The organism is Bacillus sp. 196mf (assembly GCF_003217275.1).
Lineage (GTDB): Bacteria > Bacillota > Bacilli > Bacillales > Bacillaceae_G > Bacillus_A > Bacillus_A thuringiensis_S.
Map to the genome: position 1 here is coordinate 62,177 of NZ_QJTG01000019.1, position 17,167 is coordinate 79,343.

A 17,167-nucleotide genomic window follows, 5' to 3' on the forward strand; every position below is an offset into this window, starting at 1 on the left:
ACTAAAATGAAGAATTATACGTATTGAATTTTTGTAGGCATTTTTGGATCTGTATCGTGAATTTCAAAGGATTCACCCACTCCAAATCCTTTTTCCTCTAGTACTTGTGATACTGACATACGAGCTAGTTCTTTCATGTTATTATCTAAGCTTAAATGGGCTAAATAAATATGCTTTGTCTCATCTGTAATTACATCTGCCATCGCTAATGCAGCATCCTCATTACAAACATGCCCAACGTCGCTTAAAATGCGTCGTTTAATGCTCCATGGGTAACGTCCCATACGAAGCATTTCCACATCATGATTACTTTCAAACACGAAAGCATTAGCTCCCTTAATAACGCCCTTCATACGGTCGCTTACGTATCCCGTATCTGTAATAAGCGCTAATTTCCTATTATTGTTATGGAAAGCATAAAACATCGGTTCTGCCGCATCATGAGAAACTCCAAATGATTCGACTTCAATATCACCAAATGTTTTCACATCCCCAACTGAGAAAATGAATTTTTGCTCAGTTGGGATATTTCCTATTAAATGTTCCATTGCATTCCATGTTTTCTCATTCGCATAAACGGGTAAATCATATTTTCGCGCCAATACACCTAACCCTTTAATATGATCACTATGCTCATGTGTTACAAGAATACCTGATACATCATTTATATTCAGTTCTGCTTGTTTAAATAAAGCCTCTGTCGCTTTACCACTTAAACCTGCATCGACTAGTAATTTTTTTTCATCGGTTCCTACGTATAGCATATTTCCTGTACTTCCACTTGCAAGTACGCTAAAATGCAACCCCATTATTTCTCACTCCAGTATGTTCATCAACCACTTGATTTTCCTTTTCCCCTAATTCCATAACTTGTCCTTCAATTGCATTCACAAAGAAGTCCTGCTTTTGCTCCGTTTTTAAATTCCACGTTGGAGCAAGTACTTGGTTATTAGAAGTAGATGCGGTAAGAGTGGCATAACCAATTTGCGCTTCTTTAACATGTGTATTTCCATGAATTTTATTTTTTAAATACAAATTTTCTAAAGCTGTTTGAGCCGTAATAATTTCTTGCTCTTTCGTTTTTTCACCTTCGCCCATTTCTTTTAAATCAGTTAGCATTGTCTGCGTATATGAAACAAGTTCATTTTTTTCATTTAATTCCACAACAATCATCGCCTGATTATTATAGAAAATAGGCTTATCTTTATATTTTTGGAAGAAATAAATTTTAGAGTCTTTCACCGCTCCAAATTCATACTTTTGTCCATCTAATACATAGTTCTTCAAAAATTCATTATACTTATCTTTTGATAATGATTTCGTATTTAAAAAAGGCTCTTTTAGCTTACTTTCTATCGTGTACATATTTTGTATATGCGCCGTTTGATTTTTCAAAGACTGTATATCATCTTCTTTAAAGGCTTTATTTTCCGCTCTAATAAATGACTCTTTCTTCGGTTCCTTAGGGATATTCCCTATAGTAATTTTATTTGCTTTTAATTCTTGATCTATCTTTGTTTCTGCAATAAGCTCCAATTGATTACTATCTTGCTTTTGAATGAATTGAAAAATGAGAAAGAGGTCCAAAACAAAAAAGGTCACAATAAATATGGTTTTAATTCGATCCCAATCCATTTAGTCCTCCCTCACTCCACTCATAGATTTGCTGTTTACCCGTTTCACCTTCAACAAGCTTTACATACCAAATTGGTTGTAGTCGAACTACTTGCCCATCTAGTGATAACTTGTATCCAATACCAATATCCTTAATTACTTGTTTCTTTATCTCTGGATTATTTTCTAGGGATGCTATTACAACATGCCCTGACGGAAGAGTAACTTTCTGTTCTATGCCTTTAGTATTTAAAGACAGCAACGGTCTTTCATATTCCATTACTTCTTCTGATCCCCATTTTTGTCTCAATTCAGCTAATCCATCTGTATTGAATACGGAATATCCATCTTCATGTAAGCGAAATACTGTCTCTCCTTTATTCATATAGTCCAAACGATATGAATCCAAACTTCCACTGTGACCACTTACAAATTCAAAGCTTTTTTGTAACAGCATTAAATTATCTATCGTTTTCTCAGTTAAGACAGAAGAGTTTTTATACTTTAGCATGTGACGATCGTTTTCAATTTCCATGGATCTAATACCATCTGTAAATGTTTCTTTCGATATCTCAGTAATCGGACTTAAATAACGAGGATCACTAAACAGAGCATTCTTAAACGTATCAACTGCTAAATTAGATGAAATATATGTTATATTGTTTAACTCTGTCGTGCCATCTGGTAAAAATAACTTTTTCATATCATTGATTTGATAATCAAAATAGGGCTTTGCTGATACTATAAATTGATTTTGAGCATTTACAATATCTTTTAAATACACACCACTTAATTTTGCCTCATATATTTTAAAGTTATCACCATCAGAAACAAAGTTAATTTTAATTTCTTGATCCTTACTCCTAGAAGGATCAAGGAGAATACGATTAAAATATTTAGGCTTATCTGTACTTTTCTCTTTCATGTTAAACATAGATTTAACTGCATCAAATGGGATATCAGTAGGGAAAACAAGTTCAATTTTCCCTTCACCATGCACATAGGATAGGAAATCACCCTTAGTGATTGATATCTCTCTAAACTCATGTAGCTCCCCTACTTCCAAAGGCTTATAGATTGATTCTATATCTGCCTCTCTTCTGCTCCCATAATGATTTTTATCTTTATGCACGATGATAGAAGTAGGACGGACAACATCGGAAATTTTAGTTTGATTCGTTCCTTCATTGCCCTGTACAAATTTTGCATTTTGCATGGATGTAGAATCTGGCACATACGTCCATAGGTTAAAAGTAAGAAACAGGCTAATTACAACTAGGTTAATTAAAACTATTGTTTTAAAGTTTTCCATACTCATTCCCAATCGTCCTCTTCATCTGCTGCCATTGGTAACGTGAAATAAATAGTTGTCCCTTTTCCTTCTTCACTCTTCGCCCAAATAGAGCCACCATGTGCCTCGATCATTTCTTTTGCAATTGCTAATCCAAGTCCCGTACCACCCATTTGTCTTGAACGAGCTTTATCTACGCGATAAAAACGTTCAAAGATTTTATCAACGTTTTCTTTTGGAATACCCATTCCTTGGTCACTTACGCTAATTTCTAATAAATCACCGCGATCACGTAAGCGATATGTTACTGTTCCACCTTCTGGTGAATACTTTAATGCGTTAGAAATAATGTTATACAGCACTTGAGTAATTTTGTCAGTATCCATATCAATAAACCTAGACTTCTTAGAGAAAGATCGTTTGAAACTTACATTTTGTTCTTTAGACATTTCAAAGCGATCAATAATATTATTAAAGAAATCAGTAAAGTCGACCCATTCTTTCATTAAACGGTGCTCTGTACTATCAAGTTTAGATAGCTGTAACAACGCATTTACAAGTCTAATCATTCTTTCTGTTTCTTCTTGTGTAACCGTTAAAAATTGTGGTGCAATATTCGGATCCTGCCATGCTCCATCTGTAAGTGCCTCTAAATAACTGCGCATCGTCGTTAATGGCGTCCTTAATTCATGAGAGACATTCGCCACAAACTCACGGCGTTCCCTCTCTATACGCTCCTGCTCTGTTACATCATATAATACGGCAATTAAACCATTTGCCTTCCCTGTTTCTTTTTGAATAACAGAGAAACTAGCACGTAAAATATATGGTTCATTTCTCGTACTAAAATCTAATAAAACAGAATCTGGCTCTTCATATAAATGATCGAGCGTAAATTCTTCCTGTATCCCTAATACCTCTAAAACAGATTGATCAAGCGCTGTTTCACGAGAAACATTTAACATCTTTTCCGCAGGGTCATTTAGTAAAATAATATCCCCTTTTCGGTCAGTAGCAATTACTCCATCTGTCATATGAGATAAAACAGATGATAGTTTACGCCTTTCACTTTCTGTAGAAGAACGAGCTTGTTGTAATTTTTTTGATAAATTATTGAAGGATAATGCCAGTTGTCCAATTTCATCATGGCTATGCACCTTTACTTTTCTCGAATAATTTCCTTTTGCCATTTCGATTGCTTGTCTCCGCATATCTGAAATTGGTCTTGTAATTGTTTGAGCCAATAAAATCCCAAGTACGGCCGTTACTAATAAGGCAATTACTGTTCCCGTAGCAAAAATTTGATTTATATCCTTCATTTGTTTATATACATCTTCCATAGATGCAACGATATATATAACACCAAGCGCATCCTTACCATTATCATCTAGAATCGGAGTAAGCATAACTTGAACACGATGGCCTGTACTACCATCCTTCTCAATTTTCACTTCTGGCTTTTTTTGCACCAACACTCGCTGAACAGCTATATCAGTTGATGTTCTATTCACCTTATTCTGCTTTGATTCATCTGAAATAGCCAGTAACTTTCTATGCGAATCAAATACACTTACCTCTTGTATAACTTTTTTTTGATCAGAGGCAAACTTTCGAATAGAAGTTTTAATCGTTTCATCTGTTGACTCTGTTTCTGCTTTTGTATAACTTTTTTTAAATTCTTGTTTCAAGTTATATGATAATAAGTTTGTTTGCTGCGTTAAAGAATCCCTAAAACCTTGTACTAGGCTCTTCTCTAATTCCCTTACAAAATATACCCCAATAACTTGCATCGCTATTAATATTAATAGCATATATATAAGCACAAATTTTAAATGAATAGATTGAAAAAAACCAACTTTCTTCATATACTATTCCTGCTCTGGGTCACGCAAGTAATACCCTACTCCACGTCTAGTTACAATTAAAGTAGGATGGCTTGGATTATCTTCAATTTTTTCACGCAAACGACGTACTGTTACGTCTACTGTGCGCACATCTCCAAAATAGTCATAACCCCAAACTGTTTGTAATAAATGTTCGCGTGTCATAACTTGTCCTAAGTGTTTCGCTAAATAATGTAGCAACTCAAATTCACGATGTGTAAGCTCGATATTTTCCTCGCGCTTCGTTACACTATATGCATTTGGATTAATAACAATTGGTCCAATAACCATTTCTGTATTTTCTTCTTTTTCTGCAGCACCACCTTGTTGGTGACGGCGTAAATTCGCCTTCACACGAGCAAGTAATTCTCTCGTGCTAAATGGCTTCGTTACATAATCATCTGCCCCAAGCTCAAGCCCTAATACTTTATCAATCTCAGAGTCCTTTGCTGTAAGCATAATAATCGGCATTTCTGAACTTTTACGTATTTCACGACAAACCTCTAAGCCATCTTTACCTGGTAGCATAATATCTAATAAAACCATATCTGGTTGTTCTTCATTAGCTTTTTCAATTGCTTCATCACCATCATGCGCCATTACTATTTCAAAACCTTCTTTTTCTAGGTTAAACTTCAAAATATCTGCAATCGGCTTTTCATCATCAACTACTAAAATTTTCTTTCCCATCATCGTCTATTTCCTCCTTATAAAAATATGGTCAATAATCCCTAAACATATTGATGTTTACATAGTATGTCCTATATGACCGCATCCTTTGTTTAAGTATTTTCTCCTCTATTCTCATAGACTCATGTATGATCCACTTTTACACGGAATCCTATACGATCTATAGAAAAACCTCTAGCTTCAACTGCTAGAGGCTCCTCGTTCTATTTTAAAATAACTACTCAGTTTTGTAAAATTACATAAATAAAAAGGATATTAAGTGGGCCCACTTAATATCCTGAGAGTGGCTCGGGACGGAATCGAACCGCCGACACGAGGATTTTCAGTCCTCTGCTCTACCGACTGAGCTACCGAGCCAAAACTATATATAAAACCACTAATGGTGGTATAAACAAAAGTGGCGGTCCCGACCGGGGTCGAACCGGCGATCTCCTGCGTGACAGGCAGGCATGTTAACCACTACACCACGGGACCAAAAATAAGCATAAAAAAAACATGACCCGTACGGGATTCGAACCCGTGTTACCGCCGTGAAAGGGCGGTGTCTTAACCACTTGACCAACGGGCCACGAAAAATAAAATGGTGAGCCATGAAGGATTCGAACCTTCGACCCTCTGATTAAAAGTCAGATGCTCTACCAACTGAGCTAATGGCTCATACTCACCAACGTCATATTTTCGTGACGACAAGATGTATCATAACATGTATTCTGTATTCTTCGCAATACTTTTTTTCATTTTTTTATAAAAGATAAGAAAAAACTCATGCGGACATGAGTTTTTTCTTAAAATATCAATTAAGCCTCGTATACATTACGAACAATATTCGTTTGGTTACGATCTGGTCCAACTGAGAACATAGATAATTGAATTCCTGTTAACTCAGAAACACGTTCTACGTATTTTCGTGCATTTTCAGGAAGCTCGTCTAATGATTTTACACCAGTAATATCTTCTGTCCAACCTGGAAGCTCTTCATATACAGGCTCACATTTTGCTAAAATGTTTAAGTTTGCTGGAACTTCATCGATAACTTCGCCATTGTATTTGTAAGCAACACAAATTTTAAGAGTCGGAATATCTGTTAAAACGTCGATAGAATTTAATGATAGATCCGTTAAACCACTAACACGACGCGCATGTCTTACAACAACGCTATCGAACCAACCTACGCGGCGCGGACGACCAGTTGTTGTTCCGTACTCACGACCAACTTCACGAATTTGATGACCAATTTCATCATTAAGTTCAGTAGGGAATGGACCGTCACCAACACGGCTTGTATATGCTTTACATACACCTACAACGCGAGTAACTTTCGCAGGACCAACTCCAGTTCCAACTGTTACACCACCCGCAATCGGGTTAGAAGATGTAACGAATGGGTACGTACCGTGGTCAATATCAAGCATAACACCTTGTGCACCTTCAAATAATACACGGTGATTGTTATCTAGTGCATCATTTAATACAACAGATGTGTCGCATACATATTGTGCGATTTGTTGTCCATATTCGAAGTACTCTTCAAAGATTTCTTCTACACTGAAACCTTCTGTATCGTACATTTTTTCAAACAAACGATTTTTCTCTACTAAATTGCGCTCAAGCTTCTCTTTAAATGCTTCACGATCTAAAAGATCAGCCATACGGATACCAATACGAGCAGCTTTATCCATATATGCAGGACCGATACCTTTTTTCGTTGTACCGATTTTGTTATCACCTTTACTAGCCTCTTCTAACTCATCTTGTTTTAAGTGATAAGGTAAAATAACGTGTGCACGGTTACTTACACGTAAATTATCAGTACTTACACCACGGTCGTGTAAGTATTTTAACTCTTCAAGTAATGCTTTCGGATCTACTACTAAGCCATTTCCGATTACACAAATTTTCTCTTTATAGAAAATACCAGATGGAATTAAGTGTAACTTATATTTAACTCCGCCGAAAACAATTGTATGTCCCGCGTTATTTCCACCTTGATATCTTGCAACTACTTCCGCATGCTCAGAAAGAAAATCAGTGATTTTACCTTTTCCTTCGTCGCCCCATTGTGTTCCTACAACTACTACTGAAGACATTATTAAAGCACCTCCGCAATTTTCAAACGATCTATTCAAACAATATAATTGTACCAAAACCGAAAAAGAAGTCAACCAAAAAGCGAACATTTTTTTATCAAAAATCATTTTCGTTCGTAAGAATTATGTTTTCACCTTATGAAAGCCTTATCTTTACCCCATAAAAAAAGAAACACATCTTATTATAAGAAATGTGTTTCTTTTTTATACTGCCTTTATGCCCCATCCTCAAAGCGTCGTTCTAAGTTAACGAACTTATTGAACTCTTTGACGAATGCAAGTTCCACTGAACCTACTGGACCGTTACGTTGCTTTGCAATGATAATTTCAATCGTATTTTTATTTTCCGTTTCACGGTCATAGTAATCTTCACGATATAGGAAAGCTACAATATCAGCATCCTGCTCAATACTTCCAGATTCACGAATATCAGACATCATCGGGCGTTTATCCTGACGAGATTCTACACCACGAGATAACTGTGATAAGGCAATAACAGGCACTTGCAATTCACGTGCAATCCCTTTTAAAGTACGAGAAATCTCAGATACTTCCTGCTGACGGTTCTCACCTGATTTCCCACTTCCTTGAATAAGCTGTAAGTAGTCAATTAAAACCATTCCAAGACCTTGTTCTTGCTTTAGTCTACGACATTTCGCTCGAATCTCATTTACCTTAATTCCCGGTGTATCATCAATATATATACCGGCATTTGAAAGACTCCCCATCGCCATTGTTAATTTCGCCCAATCATCAGAAGTTAGTGACCCGGTACGAAGTCTTTGCGCATCGATATTTCCTTCTGCACAAAGCATACGCATAACAAGCTGATCGGAGCCCATCTCCAAGCTAAAAATCGCTACATTTTCATCCGTTTTCGTCGCTACGTTTTGTGCGATATTTAATGAAAATGCAGTTTTCCCTACTGACGGACGTGCTGCTACAATGATTAAATCATTTCGCTGGAAACCTGCCGTCATCTTATCTAATTCAGTAAATCCAGTTGGTATCCCAGTAACTTCACCTTTTTGATTATGCAAAAGTTCAATTTTATCATAAGCATCCACAAGAACATCTTTAATATTTTGAAATGCTTTTGCATTCGTTTGATGGGATACTTCTAATATTTTTTTCTCGGCCTCATTTAAAAGGCCGTCCACGTCATCTTCTCTCTCGTATCCATCCGACACTATATGAGTCGCTGTTCGAATTAAACGGCGTAAAAGTGCCTTTTCAGCAATGATACGTGCATAATATTCAACGTTAGCAGCTGTTGGAACAACTTCTGCTAACTCTGCTAGATAAGACACTCCACCAACTTCTTCTAGTAATCCTTGATCAGCCATCGCTGATGTCATTATTACTAAGTCGATCGGTTCTCCTTTATCAGATAATCCAAGCATGACCTCAAAAATCTTTTGATGTTTTGTTCGATAGAATGAATCAGGTACCAATAACTCCGATGCTGACGTTAACGCATCTTGATCAATTAATATGGCACCTAAAACCGCCTGCTCGGCCTCTATATTATGCGGAGGGGTACGATCAGCAAGTACATCACTCATACGCAATCCTCCTTGCTTAATTTATTTTTATTGTTCACTAACATGAACTTTTACTGTCGCTGTTACTTGCGGATGCAATTTCACTGTTACATTTGTGTAGCCTAATGCACGAATTGCATCATCCATTTCAAATTTACGTTTATCAAGTTTAATTTTATGTGATTTTTGCATCGCATCTACGATTTGTTTGCTCGTAATAGAACCGAATAAACGGCCACCTTCTCCAGATTTCGCCTTTAATTCTACAGTTAATTTCTCTAAAGTCTCTTTTAACTCTTTTGCATTTTCAAGCTCTGCTGCTGCATCTTTTTCTTCTTTACGCTTTTGAGCTTCTAAAGTTTTCATACTGCTATTTGTTGCTTCAGCAGCTAATCCTTGTTTTAGTAAGAAGTTATTTGCATAGCCATCCGGTACGTTTTTTATTTCTCCTTTTTTACCTTTACCTTTTACGTCTTTTAGAAAAATTACTTTCATGATTGTGTGCCTCCCTGTAAATAGTCATCAATAACAAATCGAAGCTTCTCCTCAGCTTCATCTACTGTAACATTTTTCATTTGTGTGGCTGCATTAGTCAAATGCCCTCCACCGCCTAAGTTTTCCATAATTAGCTGCACATTCACTTCACCTAAAGACCTGCTGCTAATTCCAATGAGATTCTCACCACGTTTCGCAACAACAAATGATGCAATAATCCCTGTCATCGTTAATAACGTGTCTGCCGATTGCGCAATAAGCACTTGATCGTAGTAATCATCACTATCAACTTTAGCAATCGCAATTCCATTTTTATAAATGTACGCATTTTTTATAGCTTTTGCAACCCGTAAATACTGATCCATATCTTCCTTTAAAAGTTCTTGTACAAGTACAGTATCTGCACCATGTGAGCGTAAATAAGAAGCAGCATCAAATGTACGAGCCCCTGTCCGGAATGTGAAACTTTTCGTGTCGACAATAATACCTGCTAACAATGCCGTCGCTTCTAGCATTGTCATCTTTAAATTTTTAGGTTGATACTCAAGTAATTCTGTAACCAATTCTGCCGTGGAAGAAGCATATGGTTCCATATAAACTAGCAATGGGTCTTCAATAAAATCTTCCCCACGACGATGATGATCAATAACTACTACATTTTCAATTTTATGTAACAGTTTTTGCTCCATCACCATAGAAGGTTTATGCGTATCAACAACAACAAGTAACGACTCATCATTTGCAAATTCCATCGCTTGCTCTGGAGTAATAAAATGAGACCATAACTCCTCATTTTGTTTCACTTTGTCCATCAAGCGTTTAATTCCCTTATCAGAATCATTTTCATCTAATACAATATATCCTTTACGCTCGTTTAATTGAGCCACTTTTAAAATACCAATCGCAGCACCAATTGCGTCCATATCAGGAGCCCTATGCCCCATGATAATGACATTACTACTTTCTAATACTAAATCCTTTAACGCATGCGAAATGACCCTAGCACGTACACGGGTACGCTTTTCAACGGGATTTGTCTTACCTCCATAGAACTTAACTTTACCTGTCGCTTGTTTAATAGCTACTTGGTCTCCACCACGCCCAAGCGCAAGGTCTAAACCAGATTGAGCCATTGACCCAAGCTCTGACAAAGGTAAATCACCTGATCCGACACCTACACTTAATGTAAGTGGTATATTCCTTTTAGATGTTTCTTCACGCACCTGATCTAAAATACTAAATTTCCCTTTCTCCATCTGCGTCAGAATACTTTCATTTAGCACAACGAAGAATCTTTCTGAAGATGCACGTTTTAAATACGCACCATACTTAAGTGCCCATTCATTTAGTCGCGATGTCACAAGACTTGTTATATTCGTACGTAATTGATCATCTAATCCTTGTGTAACTTCATCATAATTATCCAAATAAATTACAGCTAAAACAGTGCGTTGATCCTCATACATCTTTTCGATTTCCGTTTGTTCTGTTACATCAAAGAAATAAATTAACTTTTCTTCTTTCCTTACAAAAACGCGAAACTTTCGATTATTTAAAGAGACTATATCATCAGAAGTTTCTCCTTTAATGAAAAGAAGTAATGTTTCTGATACATCGTAAAGGTGCCATCCAGCTAACGCATGCTGTCCCAGGCATGAAGATAAATAAGGATTTGCCCAATCAATCCCGTAATCCTTATTGTATAACAAAATACCAATCGGCATTTGGTTAAATGCTTCATTACTGACTTTCTTTACCCTCGTAATCATATCTGTCGTATGCTTTTCGAAATTCCTTTGAAAATTAAGTTCAAATCGTATAACGATAAAGAACACGATACAAAAAATGATAAAAGCAGCTATCCCCATAATTAAATGAAAATAACAGAGAATTGAAATGAGCACAAACACAAAAAATGCCAATACATAAACAGGATATAAAAACCACTGTTTCTTATCAAATTCAGGCATGTATACAACTCCTATAAAGTAAAACTAACTCACCTTCCAGTTAGTTAAACAGATTAAAATAGTATAAGGAATATTATTTTATTCCCCTATTTTAGAACGCAACGAAATCCCTAAGTCAATTATACCTAAGATTGTCACAAGAGGAAACAGCATCGGAATAAACATGCATACAATAAAACTAATAATAGGAACCCCTTTAGTAAAACCTTTTCTATACGCTAAAAAGGAAATGAATGTCAGCCCTTGCAATACAAGCAATAGTGCAAATATGACATATAGGTTAGAAAATACCATATGTAAATATGATGTTGGATCTACTTTTATAAAAGTTGCTAACAAAATAAATATAACGTAATACCAAACAATACTCTTTGGTAATTGTAGATCTTTAAATTTAGGCCAAGGTATAATGTCATGTTTTAACTTTTTCAAAACACTACCTGATATTATCACTGTAATCCAAGAAAAACATACTGAAACTAGAACAAGTATACTTGGAAATAACGATTGTAATATATCATTCATTTGTGTAAGTAACTCTTTTTGTTCCTTACTAATCGGCATACCTATAGCACTTACTATCTTTTCACTTTGCACCATACTTTCACTAAACACACTTTGCATTTGCTTCATTATATCTATGTTGAAAAACTTTATACTCGCAACATAAATAAGTACAAAACCAATTAAGTATGCAAGCGTCCCCGCTATTAAGATTTCCACTGGCTTTTTTCTTGTTTTATACATATACCCTAAAACAATCCCTATCAATCCAAACATAGTTGTCTTCACTAAATTCATAGGTTGACTCACAATAATAGTAACAAAAAGTGCTGCTACAAAAATCACGAGCACATTAGATAGTTTATATCTTATCGTTAATAGTATAAATGGTAACGGCAACGCAAAAGTTACAACAGTACCTAAAATCGGAACATACATAGATATAAGCAATAAAATTACATATATAGCTAATAACGCTGCGCCTTCTGTAATAAACTTTGTTTGTTTCACATTTTAACCTCTCTTTCAAAAAAGAAAAGCATAGCAAAATGCACAGTAGAGTCCGACTCTACTGTGCATTTCATACGCTATTATTCACCAACATATGGTAAAAGTGCCATTTGACGAGCACGTTTAATTGCAACTGTAAGTTTGCGTTGGTATTTTGCGCTTGTCCCTGTTACACGACGAGGTAAAATTTTACCACGCTCAGAAACGAAACGTTTTAATAAATCAACATCTTTATAGTCAATGCGAGTGATGCCGTTAGCTGTGAAGAAACACACCTTACGACGTTTCGCACGTCCACCTTTGCGTCCTGCCATGTCTATTTCCCTCCATTCTTTGTTAAAACTAACAAATTTACTGTATTAGAACGGTAAATCGTCGTCGGAAATGTCGATCGGTTGACCTACATTTGAAAATGGATCGTCATTCTTCGTAAATCCAGAGTTCCCTTGATTACCTTGGTTACCTGAATTACTAGATTGACCAAATGGGTTAGAGCCTTGGTTACCGAAACCAGCTCCTGATGGTTGCTGATTGAATGAAACACGTTGCTCCCCACCGCCATTACGCGGCTCTAAAAATTGTACGCTTTCCGCAAGAACTTCTGTTACATATACACGTTTACCGTCTTGTCCATCGTAATTACGAGTTTGAAGACGTCCATCTACGCCTGCTAAGCTTCCTTTTTTCAAATAATTTGCTACGTTTTCTGCTTGTTTACGCCATATTACACAATTAATAAAGTCAGCTTCACGCTCACCTTGTTGATTCGCAAATGCGCGATTCACAGCTAACGTAAAAGTAGCTACTGCAACACCATTGGGCGTGTAACGTAAGTCAGGGTCCTTAGTTAAACGACCAACGAGGATAACACGATTCATCAATCGAACCACTCTCCCTTATATATCAATTATTTTTCTTCTTCTTTAACAACGATATGACGAAGGATGTCTTCGTTGATCTTAGCTAAACGGTCGAATTCGTTAATCGCTTCTGCGTTAGAGTTCACGTTTAAGATCATGTAGAAACCTTCACGTAAGTCGTTGATTTCGTAAGCTAAACGACGCTTACCCCACTCTTTCGTGTTAATGATTTCTGCACCATTGTTTGTTAAAACACCTGCAAAACGTTCAACTAAAGCTTTTTGAGCTTCTTCTTCAACGCCAGGACGAATGATGTACATAATTTCGTACTTTCTCATTACACTTTCACCTCCTTTTGGTCTAAACGGCCCATAATGGGCAAGGAGCAATTAATTTATAGTAATTACTCACGAGTTTAGATTATATCATAGTAAGTTATATGAATCAACTCACCAATACATAAAAAACTTGGCAAACATATAATATATTCGCCAAGCTCATATCTTTATTTTTCCTAGGAAATATTAGATTAAACGTTAAAACGGAAGTGCATAACATCTCCGTCTTTTACGATATACTCTTTTCCTTCTAAACGTACTTTTCCAGCTTCTTTTGCAGCTGTCATAGAACCGTTTGTCATTAAGTCATCGTAAGAAACTGTTTCTGCACGAATAAATCCACGCTCAAAATCTGTATGAATAACACCAGCACATTGTGGTGCCTTCATACCTTGTTTAAATGTCCAAGCACGTACTTCTTGAACGCCAGCTGTAAAGTAAGTAGCAAGTCCTAATAAGTCATATGCTGCACGAATTAATTGATCTAAACCAGACTCTTCAATACCTAGTTCTTCAAGGAATACTTTTTTCTCTTCCTCGTCTAATTCAGCGATTTCTGATTCGATTTTTGCACATACAACGATTACTTGAGAATTTTCATTTTCTGCAAATTCTTTTACCATTTGTACGTATTTATTTTCCGAAGGATCGATAACATCGTCTTCACTTACGTTCGCTACGTATAACATTTCTTTTGTTGTAAGTAAATGAAGGCCTTTAACAATCTTCATCTGCTCTTCTGTAAATTCAACAGTACGAGCCGGTTTCCCCTCTTCAAAAGCCTCTTTTAAACGAACTAAAATTTCATGCTCATATACAGCTTCTTTATCTTTTTGTCTTGCTAATTTCGCAACACGCTCGATACGCTTATCAACAGACTCTAAGTCCGCTAAAATTAGCTCTAAGTTGATTGTTTCGATATCATCAATTGGATCTACTTTCCCTGAAACGTGCGTAATATTTTCGTCTTCAAAACAACGAACAACTTGGCAAATTGCATCTACTTGACGAATGTGAGATAAGAATTTATTCCCTAAACCTTCACCTTTACTAGCACCTTTTACGATACCTGCAATATCAGTAAACTCAAATACAGTCGGAACAGTCTTTTTCGGTTCTACTAATTCCGTTAATTTATTTAAACGCTCATCTGGTACTTCTACAATCCCTACGTTTGGATCAATTGTACAGAATGGATAGTTTGCAGATTCTGCTCCTGCTTGTGTAATTGCATTAAATAAAGTGGACTTACCTACGTTAGGTAATCCAACAATCCCAGCCGTTAATCCCATATTTTTCACTCCTATGTCTCAATCTTTCATCATTATAGATAGTAACGAAAAAAATGACAAGTTTCCGCCAAACGAAAAAAAGTAACAGTTACCTACTGTAACTGTTACTCTCCCTCTATTCTTCGTGCTTCACAAGTATTTTTTTCACCTTACGATCAAACTCTCTTCGAGTAATCATTACTGAATGGTCACATCCCTCGCACTTAATGCGGATATCCATTCCCATACGAATAATTTTCCAACGATTCTCGCCACATGGATGTGCTTTCTTCATTTCCACAACATCGTACAAGTTATATTCCTTTTGCTCCACTCTTCAAACTCCTCTCCATACTAAATTGCTTTTCCACTAACCAATTCTTCACGATTGTATAAAACCATACGTGGATATGGAATTTCAATTCCATGTAAATCAAGACGATTTTTAATCTCTTTACGAAGTGCCCTTGCAATAACTGCATGTTGCATCGGCTCTACTTCAGCGATAACGCGTAATATAACTTCTGATGCAGCTAACGTTTGCACACCTAATAATTGAGGTGTTGTTACCATTTTTTCATACTTTGAAGGTAACTCTACTAATAAATCTTCAATAACCTGTTCTGCTTTCGCAATATCAGCCTCATATGAAATAGATACATCAACAAACGCTACACTATTACTAACTGAATAGTTAGTAACTTGAATAATACTTCCATTTGGTAAAGTATGAATTTCACCTGTCCAACTCTTTACTTTCGTTGTACGAAGTCCAATTTCTAAAACGACTCCTTCAAATTGACCGATTTTAACATAATCGCCAACTGAAAACTGATCTTCTAGCAAAATAAATAAACCTGTAATAACGTCTTTCACTAAACTTTGAGCACCAAATCCGACTGCTAAACCAATTACCCCAGCACCCGCTAATAAACCTGATGCATTAATATCAAACACACCTAAAATCGCAATTAGCATAATGAACATAACAACATACGCTACAATATTTTCAAGTAATTTCGCCACTGTAACTGTACGACGTTCTGAAATTTGAATTGGAGAACGACTCCCCATACGAAACGCATTTCGTACAACCGCTCTTGCAATTCGCACAACAACTGCACCAATTGTTAAAATAATACATATTTTTAATGTCGCAACTCCAATATGAGCCCAACGATCAGCATCTAATAAATACTGTTTCGTAGAATTAAACCACTTCGTTAATAAATCCATGTACCTCTACCTCTCTAGCTAAAATTTCTTTTTAGTTATCCTTATTATTGTATCAGAAGTCCTCTAATTGCTGAAAAAATTTTATGATTTTAATCCTATTTTATCCCCGCCATTCAGGTATAAAATGGAACGAATATATATATACTAGTACTATTATTTCCGTTTTCATTCACATTTTGCAAAAATTACGCACTTATAGCTTTCCATTTTTCTCACCATATAACATATATTGAAAATTTATTAAAAGGATGGGTGCTTCATGAACATTGGAAGTTTTCGCTTACCATTTTTTGAGAAAGAAACTCAAAACGTTATGCACCAAGATCTAGAAGCCTCTGAGATAATCAGTAATTTCTTACTTACCCATATTCCTATTAAAACTAATATACCACTCATTCTCGTTTGTATCGGAACAGATCGTTCTACAGGTGACGCACTCGGCCCGTTAGTTGGTACAAAACTTGAACAAATAGACATCAAAAACCTCCAAATATTCGGTACACTAGATGAGCCAGTACATGCACTAAATTTAGAAGAAAAAATTCAGAATATACAGAAAAAACATCCTACTGCATTTATAATTGCTGTTGATGCATGTTTAGGAAAGTCCCAAAATATTGGGTCAATCACTACTGGAAAGGGTCCTAGTAAACCGGGTGCTGCTATGAATAAGAAATTACCTGCAGTTGGTGATCTGCATATACACGGTATCGTCAATCTAAATGGGTTTATGGAGTTTTTCGTTCTTCAAAATACAAGATTAAGTTTAGTCATGAAAATGGCTGATGTAATCGCACAAAGTATAAAAGAGACGGATCAAAAATTATCCGCATTAAAAAAAGCAAACCATCTATAAATAATAAGATGGTTTGCT

At 36.0% G+C, this 17,167-nt stretch carries 17 protein-coding genes and 4 tRNA genes; 1 reads left to right on the top strand and 20 read right to left on the bottom strand.

Annotation, left to right across the window (positions count from 1 at the left end):
* Positions 1 to 14 precede the first annotated feature (14 nt).
* From ATL10_RS22100 to ATL10_RS22195, 20 genes are all read right to left on the bottom strand, one after another.
* Positions 15 to 809, bottom strand: a complete 795-nt coding sequence (locus ATL10_RS22100) for an MBL fold metallo-hydrolase (protein WP_000522837.1) — start codon at positions 807 to 809, stop codon at positions 15 to 17.
* A complete protein-coding gene (locus ATL10_RS22105) occupies positions 793 to 1,635 on the bottom strand; it encodes a two-component system regulatory protein YycI (RefSeq protein WP_000383720.1) in 843 nt (280 codons plus the stop codon). Before ATL10_RS22105 ends, ATL10_RS22100 begins: the two co-directional genes overlap by 17 nt.
* The gene (locus tag ATL10_RS22110; protein WP_075719576.1) at positions 1,616 to 2,932 is read right to left on the bottom strand and encodes a YycH family regulatory protein; all 1,317 of its coding nucleotides are present in this window, start codon (positions 2,930 to 2,932) and stop codon (positions 1,616 to 1,618) included. Before ATL10_RS22110 ends, ATL10_RS22105 begins: the two co-directional genes overlap by 20 nt.
* Complete coding sequence (walK, locus tag ATL10_RS22115; RefSeq protein WP_000755367.1) at positions 2,929 to 4,770, bottom strand: cell wall metabolism sensor histidine kinase WalK; 1,842 nt, start codon at positions 4,768 to 4,770, stop codon at positions 2,929 to 2,931. Before walK ends, ATL10_RS22110 begins: the two co-directional genes overlap by 4 nt.
* Positions 4,771 to 4,773: 3 nt before the next feature.
* Complete coding sequence (gene walR / locus ATL10_RS22120) at positions 4,774 to 5,481, bottom strand: cell wall metabolism DNA-binding response regulator WalR (protein WP_000971865.1); 708 nt, start codon at positions 5,479 to 5,481, stop codon at positions 4,774 to 4,776.
* Positions 5,482 to 5,762: 281 nt separating this feature from the next.
* Positions 5,763 to 5,835: transfer RNA gene (locus ATL10_RS22125), tRNA-Phe, on the bottom strand.
* Between the two features lie 41 nt (positions 5,836 to 5,876).
* Positions 5,877 to 5,952 (bottom strand) — tRNA-Asp (locus ATL10_RS22130).
* Positions 5,953 to 5,974: 22 nt separating this feature from the next.
* Positions 5,975 to 6,046: transfer RNA gene (locus ATL10_RS22135), tRNA-Glu, on the bottom strand.
* A gap of 13 nt (positions 6,047 to 6,059) precedes the next feature.
* Positions 6,060 to 6,135, bottom strand: a tRNA-Lys gene (locus ATL10_RS22140).
* 140 nt (positions 6,136 to 6,275) lie between these two features.
* Positions 6,276 to 7,565 (bottom strand): adenylosuccinate synthase, encoded by a 1,290-nt coding sequence (locus tag ATL10_RS22145; protein WP_000100230.1) that lies wholly within the window; start codon positions 7,563 to 7,565, stop codon positions 6,276 to 6,278.
* A gap of 215 nt (positions 7,566 to 7,780) precedes the next feature.
* Positions 7,781 to 9,130: a replicative DNA helicase gene (gene dnaB / locus ATL10_RS22150; protein WP_001286147.1), complete on the bottom strand. Its 1,350-nt coding sequence runs from the start codon at positions 9,128 to 9,130 to the stop codon at positions 7,781 to 7,783.
* A gap of 27 nt (positions 9,131 to 9,157) precedes the next feature.
* Entirely contained in the window at positions 9,158 to 9,604 is a 447-nt protein-coding gene (gene rplI, locus ATL10_RS22155) for a 50S ribosomal protein L9 (protein ID WP_000864223.1), read from the bottom strand.
* Complete coding sequence (locus ATL10_RS22160; protein ID WP_110497544.1) at positions 9,601 to 11,574, bottom strand: DHH family phosphoesterase; 1,974 nt, start codon at positions 11,572 to 11,574, stop codon at positions 9,601 to 9,603. The genes rplI and ATL10_RS22160 overlap by 4 nt, the downstream gene beginning before the upstream one ends.
* Positions 11,575 to 11,652: 78 nt before the next feature.
* Positions 11,653 to 12,588, bottom strand: coding sequence for a YybS family protein (locus tag ATL10_RS22165; RefSeq protein WP_098250880.1), 936 nt, complete (start codon positions 12,586 to 12,588; stop codon positions 11,653 to 11,655).
* A gap of 80 nt (positions 12,589 to 12,668) precedes the next feature.
* Positions 12,669 to 12,902, bottom strand: coding sequence for a 30S ribosomal protein S18 (rpsR, locus tag ATL10_RS22170; protein ID WP_000918873.1), 234 nt, complete (start codon positions 12,900 to 12,902; stop codon positions 12,669 to 12,671).
* 45 nt (positions 12,903 to 12,947) lie between these two features.
* Positions 12,948 to 13,469 carry a single-stranded DNA-binding protein gene (gene ssb, locus ATL10_RS22175; RefSeq protein WP_110497546.1) on the bottom strand — a complete coding sequence of 174 codons (522 nt, stop codon included), beginning with the start codon at positions 13,467 to 13,469 and terminating at the stop codon, positions 12,948 to 12,950.
* Between the two features lie 26 nt (positions 13,470 to 13,495).
* Entirely contained in the window at positions 13,496 to 13,786 is a 291-nt protein-coding gene (gene rpsF / locus ATL10_RS22180) for a 30S ribosomal protein S6 (protein ID WP_001233781.1), read from the bottom strand.
* Positions 13,787 to 13,977: 191 nt separating this feature from the next.
* Positions 13,978 to 15,078, bottom strand: a complete 1,101-nt coding sequence (gene ychF / locus ATL10_RS22185) for a redox-regulated ATPase YchF (protein WP_000524670.1) — start codon at positions 15,076 to 15,078, stop codon at positions 13,978 to 13,980.
* Positions 15,079 to 15,193: 115 nt separating this feature from the next.
* Positions 15,194 to 15,391: a DUF951 domain-containing protein gene (locus tag ATL10_RS22190; protein WP_000435486.1), complete on the bottom strand. Its 198-nt coding sequence runs from the start codon at positions 15,389 to 15,391 to the stop codon at positions 15,194 to 15,196.
* 20 nt (positions 15,392 to 15,411) lie between these two features.
* The gene (locus tag ATL10_RS22195) at positions 15,412 to 16,293 is read right to left on the bottom strand and encodes a mechanosensitive ion channel family protein (RefSeq protein ID WP_000365115.1); all 882 of its coding nucleotides are present in this window, start codon (positions 16,291 to 16,293) and stop codon (positions 15,412 to 15,414) included.
* A gap of 259 nt (positions 16,294 to 16,552) precedes the next feature.
* Here ATL10_RS22195 and yyaC point away from each other — a divergent pair, with 259 nt between their 5' ends.
* Positions 16,553 to 17,149, top strand: a complete 597-nt coding sequence (gene yyaC, locus ATL10_RS22200; protein WP_001020709.1) for a spore protease YyaC — start codon at positions 16,553 to 16,555, stop codon at positions 17,147 to 17,149.
* Positions 17,150 to 17,167: the final 18 nt, after the last annotated feature.

Excerpts from the sequence above, each read along its gene's own strand:
- ATL10_RS22100 (WP_000522837.1), bottom strand. The coding sequence starts at position 809 with ATGGGGTTGCATTTTAGCGTACTTGCAAGTGGAAGTACAGGAAATATG.
- ATL10_RS22105 (WP_000383720.1), bottom strand. The coding sequence starts at position 1,635 with ATGGATTGGGATCGAATTAAAACCATATTTATTGTGACCTTTTTTGTT.
- ATL10_RS22110 (WP_075719576.1), bottom strand. The coding sequence starts at position 2,932 with ATGAGTATGGAAAACTTTAAAACAATAGTTTTAATTAACCTAGTTGTA.
- walK (WP_000755367.1), bottom strand. The coding sequence starts at position 4,770 with ATGAAGAAAGTTGGTTTTTTTCAATCTATTCATTTAAAATTTGTGCTT.
- walR (WP_000971865.1), bottom strand. The coding sequence starts at position 5,481 with ATGATGGGAAAGAAAATTTTAGTAGTTGATGATGAAAAGCCGATTGCA.
- ATL10_RS22145 (WP_000100230.1), bottom strand. The coding sequence starts at position 7,565 with ATGTCTTCAGTAGTAGTTGTAGGAACACAATGGGGCGACGAAGGAAAA.
- dnaB (WP_001286147.1), bottom strand. The coding sequence starts at position 9,130 with ATGAGTGATGTACTTGCTGATCGTACCCCTCCGCATAATATAGAGGCC.
- rplI (WP_000864223.1), bottom strand. The coding sequence starts at position 9,604 with ATGAAAGTAATTTTTCTAAAAGACGTAAAAGGTAAAGGTAAAAAAGGA.
- ATL10_RS22160 (WP_110497544.1), bottom strand. The coding sequence starts at position 11,574 with ATGCCTGAATTTGATAAGAAACAGTGGTTTTTATATCCTGTTTATGTA.
- rpsR (WP_000918873.1), bottom strand. The coding sequence starts at position 12,902 with ATGGCAGGACGCAAAGGTGGACGTGCGAAACGTCGTAAGGTGTGTTTC.
- rpsF (WP_001233781.1), bottom strand. The coding sequence starts at position 13,786 with ATGAGAAAGTACGAAATTATGTACATCATTCGTCCTGGCGTTGAAGAA.
- ychF (WP_000524670.1), bottom strand. The coding sequence starts at position 15,078 with ATGGGATTAACGGCTGGGATTGTTGGATTACCTAACGTAGGTAAGTCC.
- ATL10_RS22195 (WP_000365115.1), bottom strand. The coding sequence starts at position 16,293 with ATGGATTTATTAACGAAGTGGTTTAATTCTACGAAACAGTATTTATTA.
- yyaC (WP_001020709.1), top strand. The coding sequence starts at position 16,553 with ATGAACATTGGAAGTTTTCGCTTACCATTTTTTGAGAAAGAAACTCAA.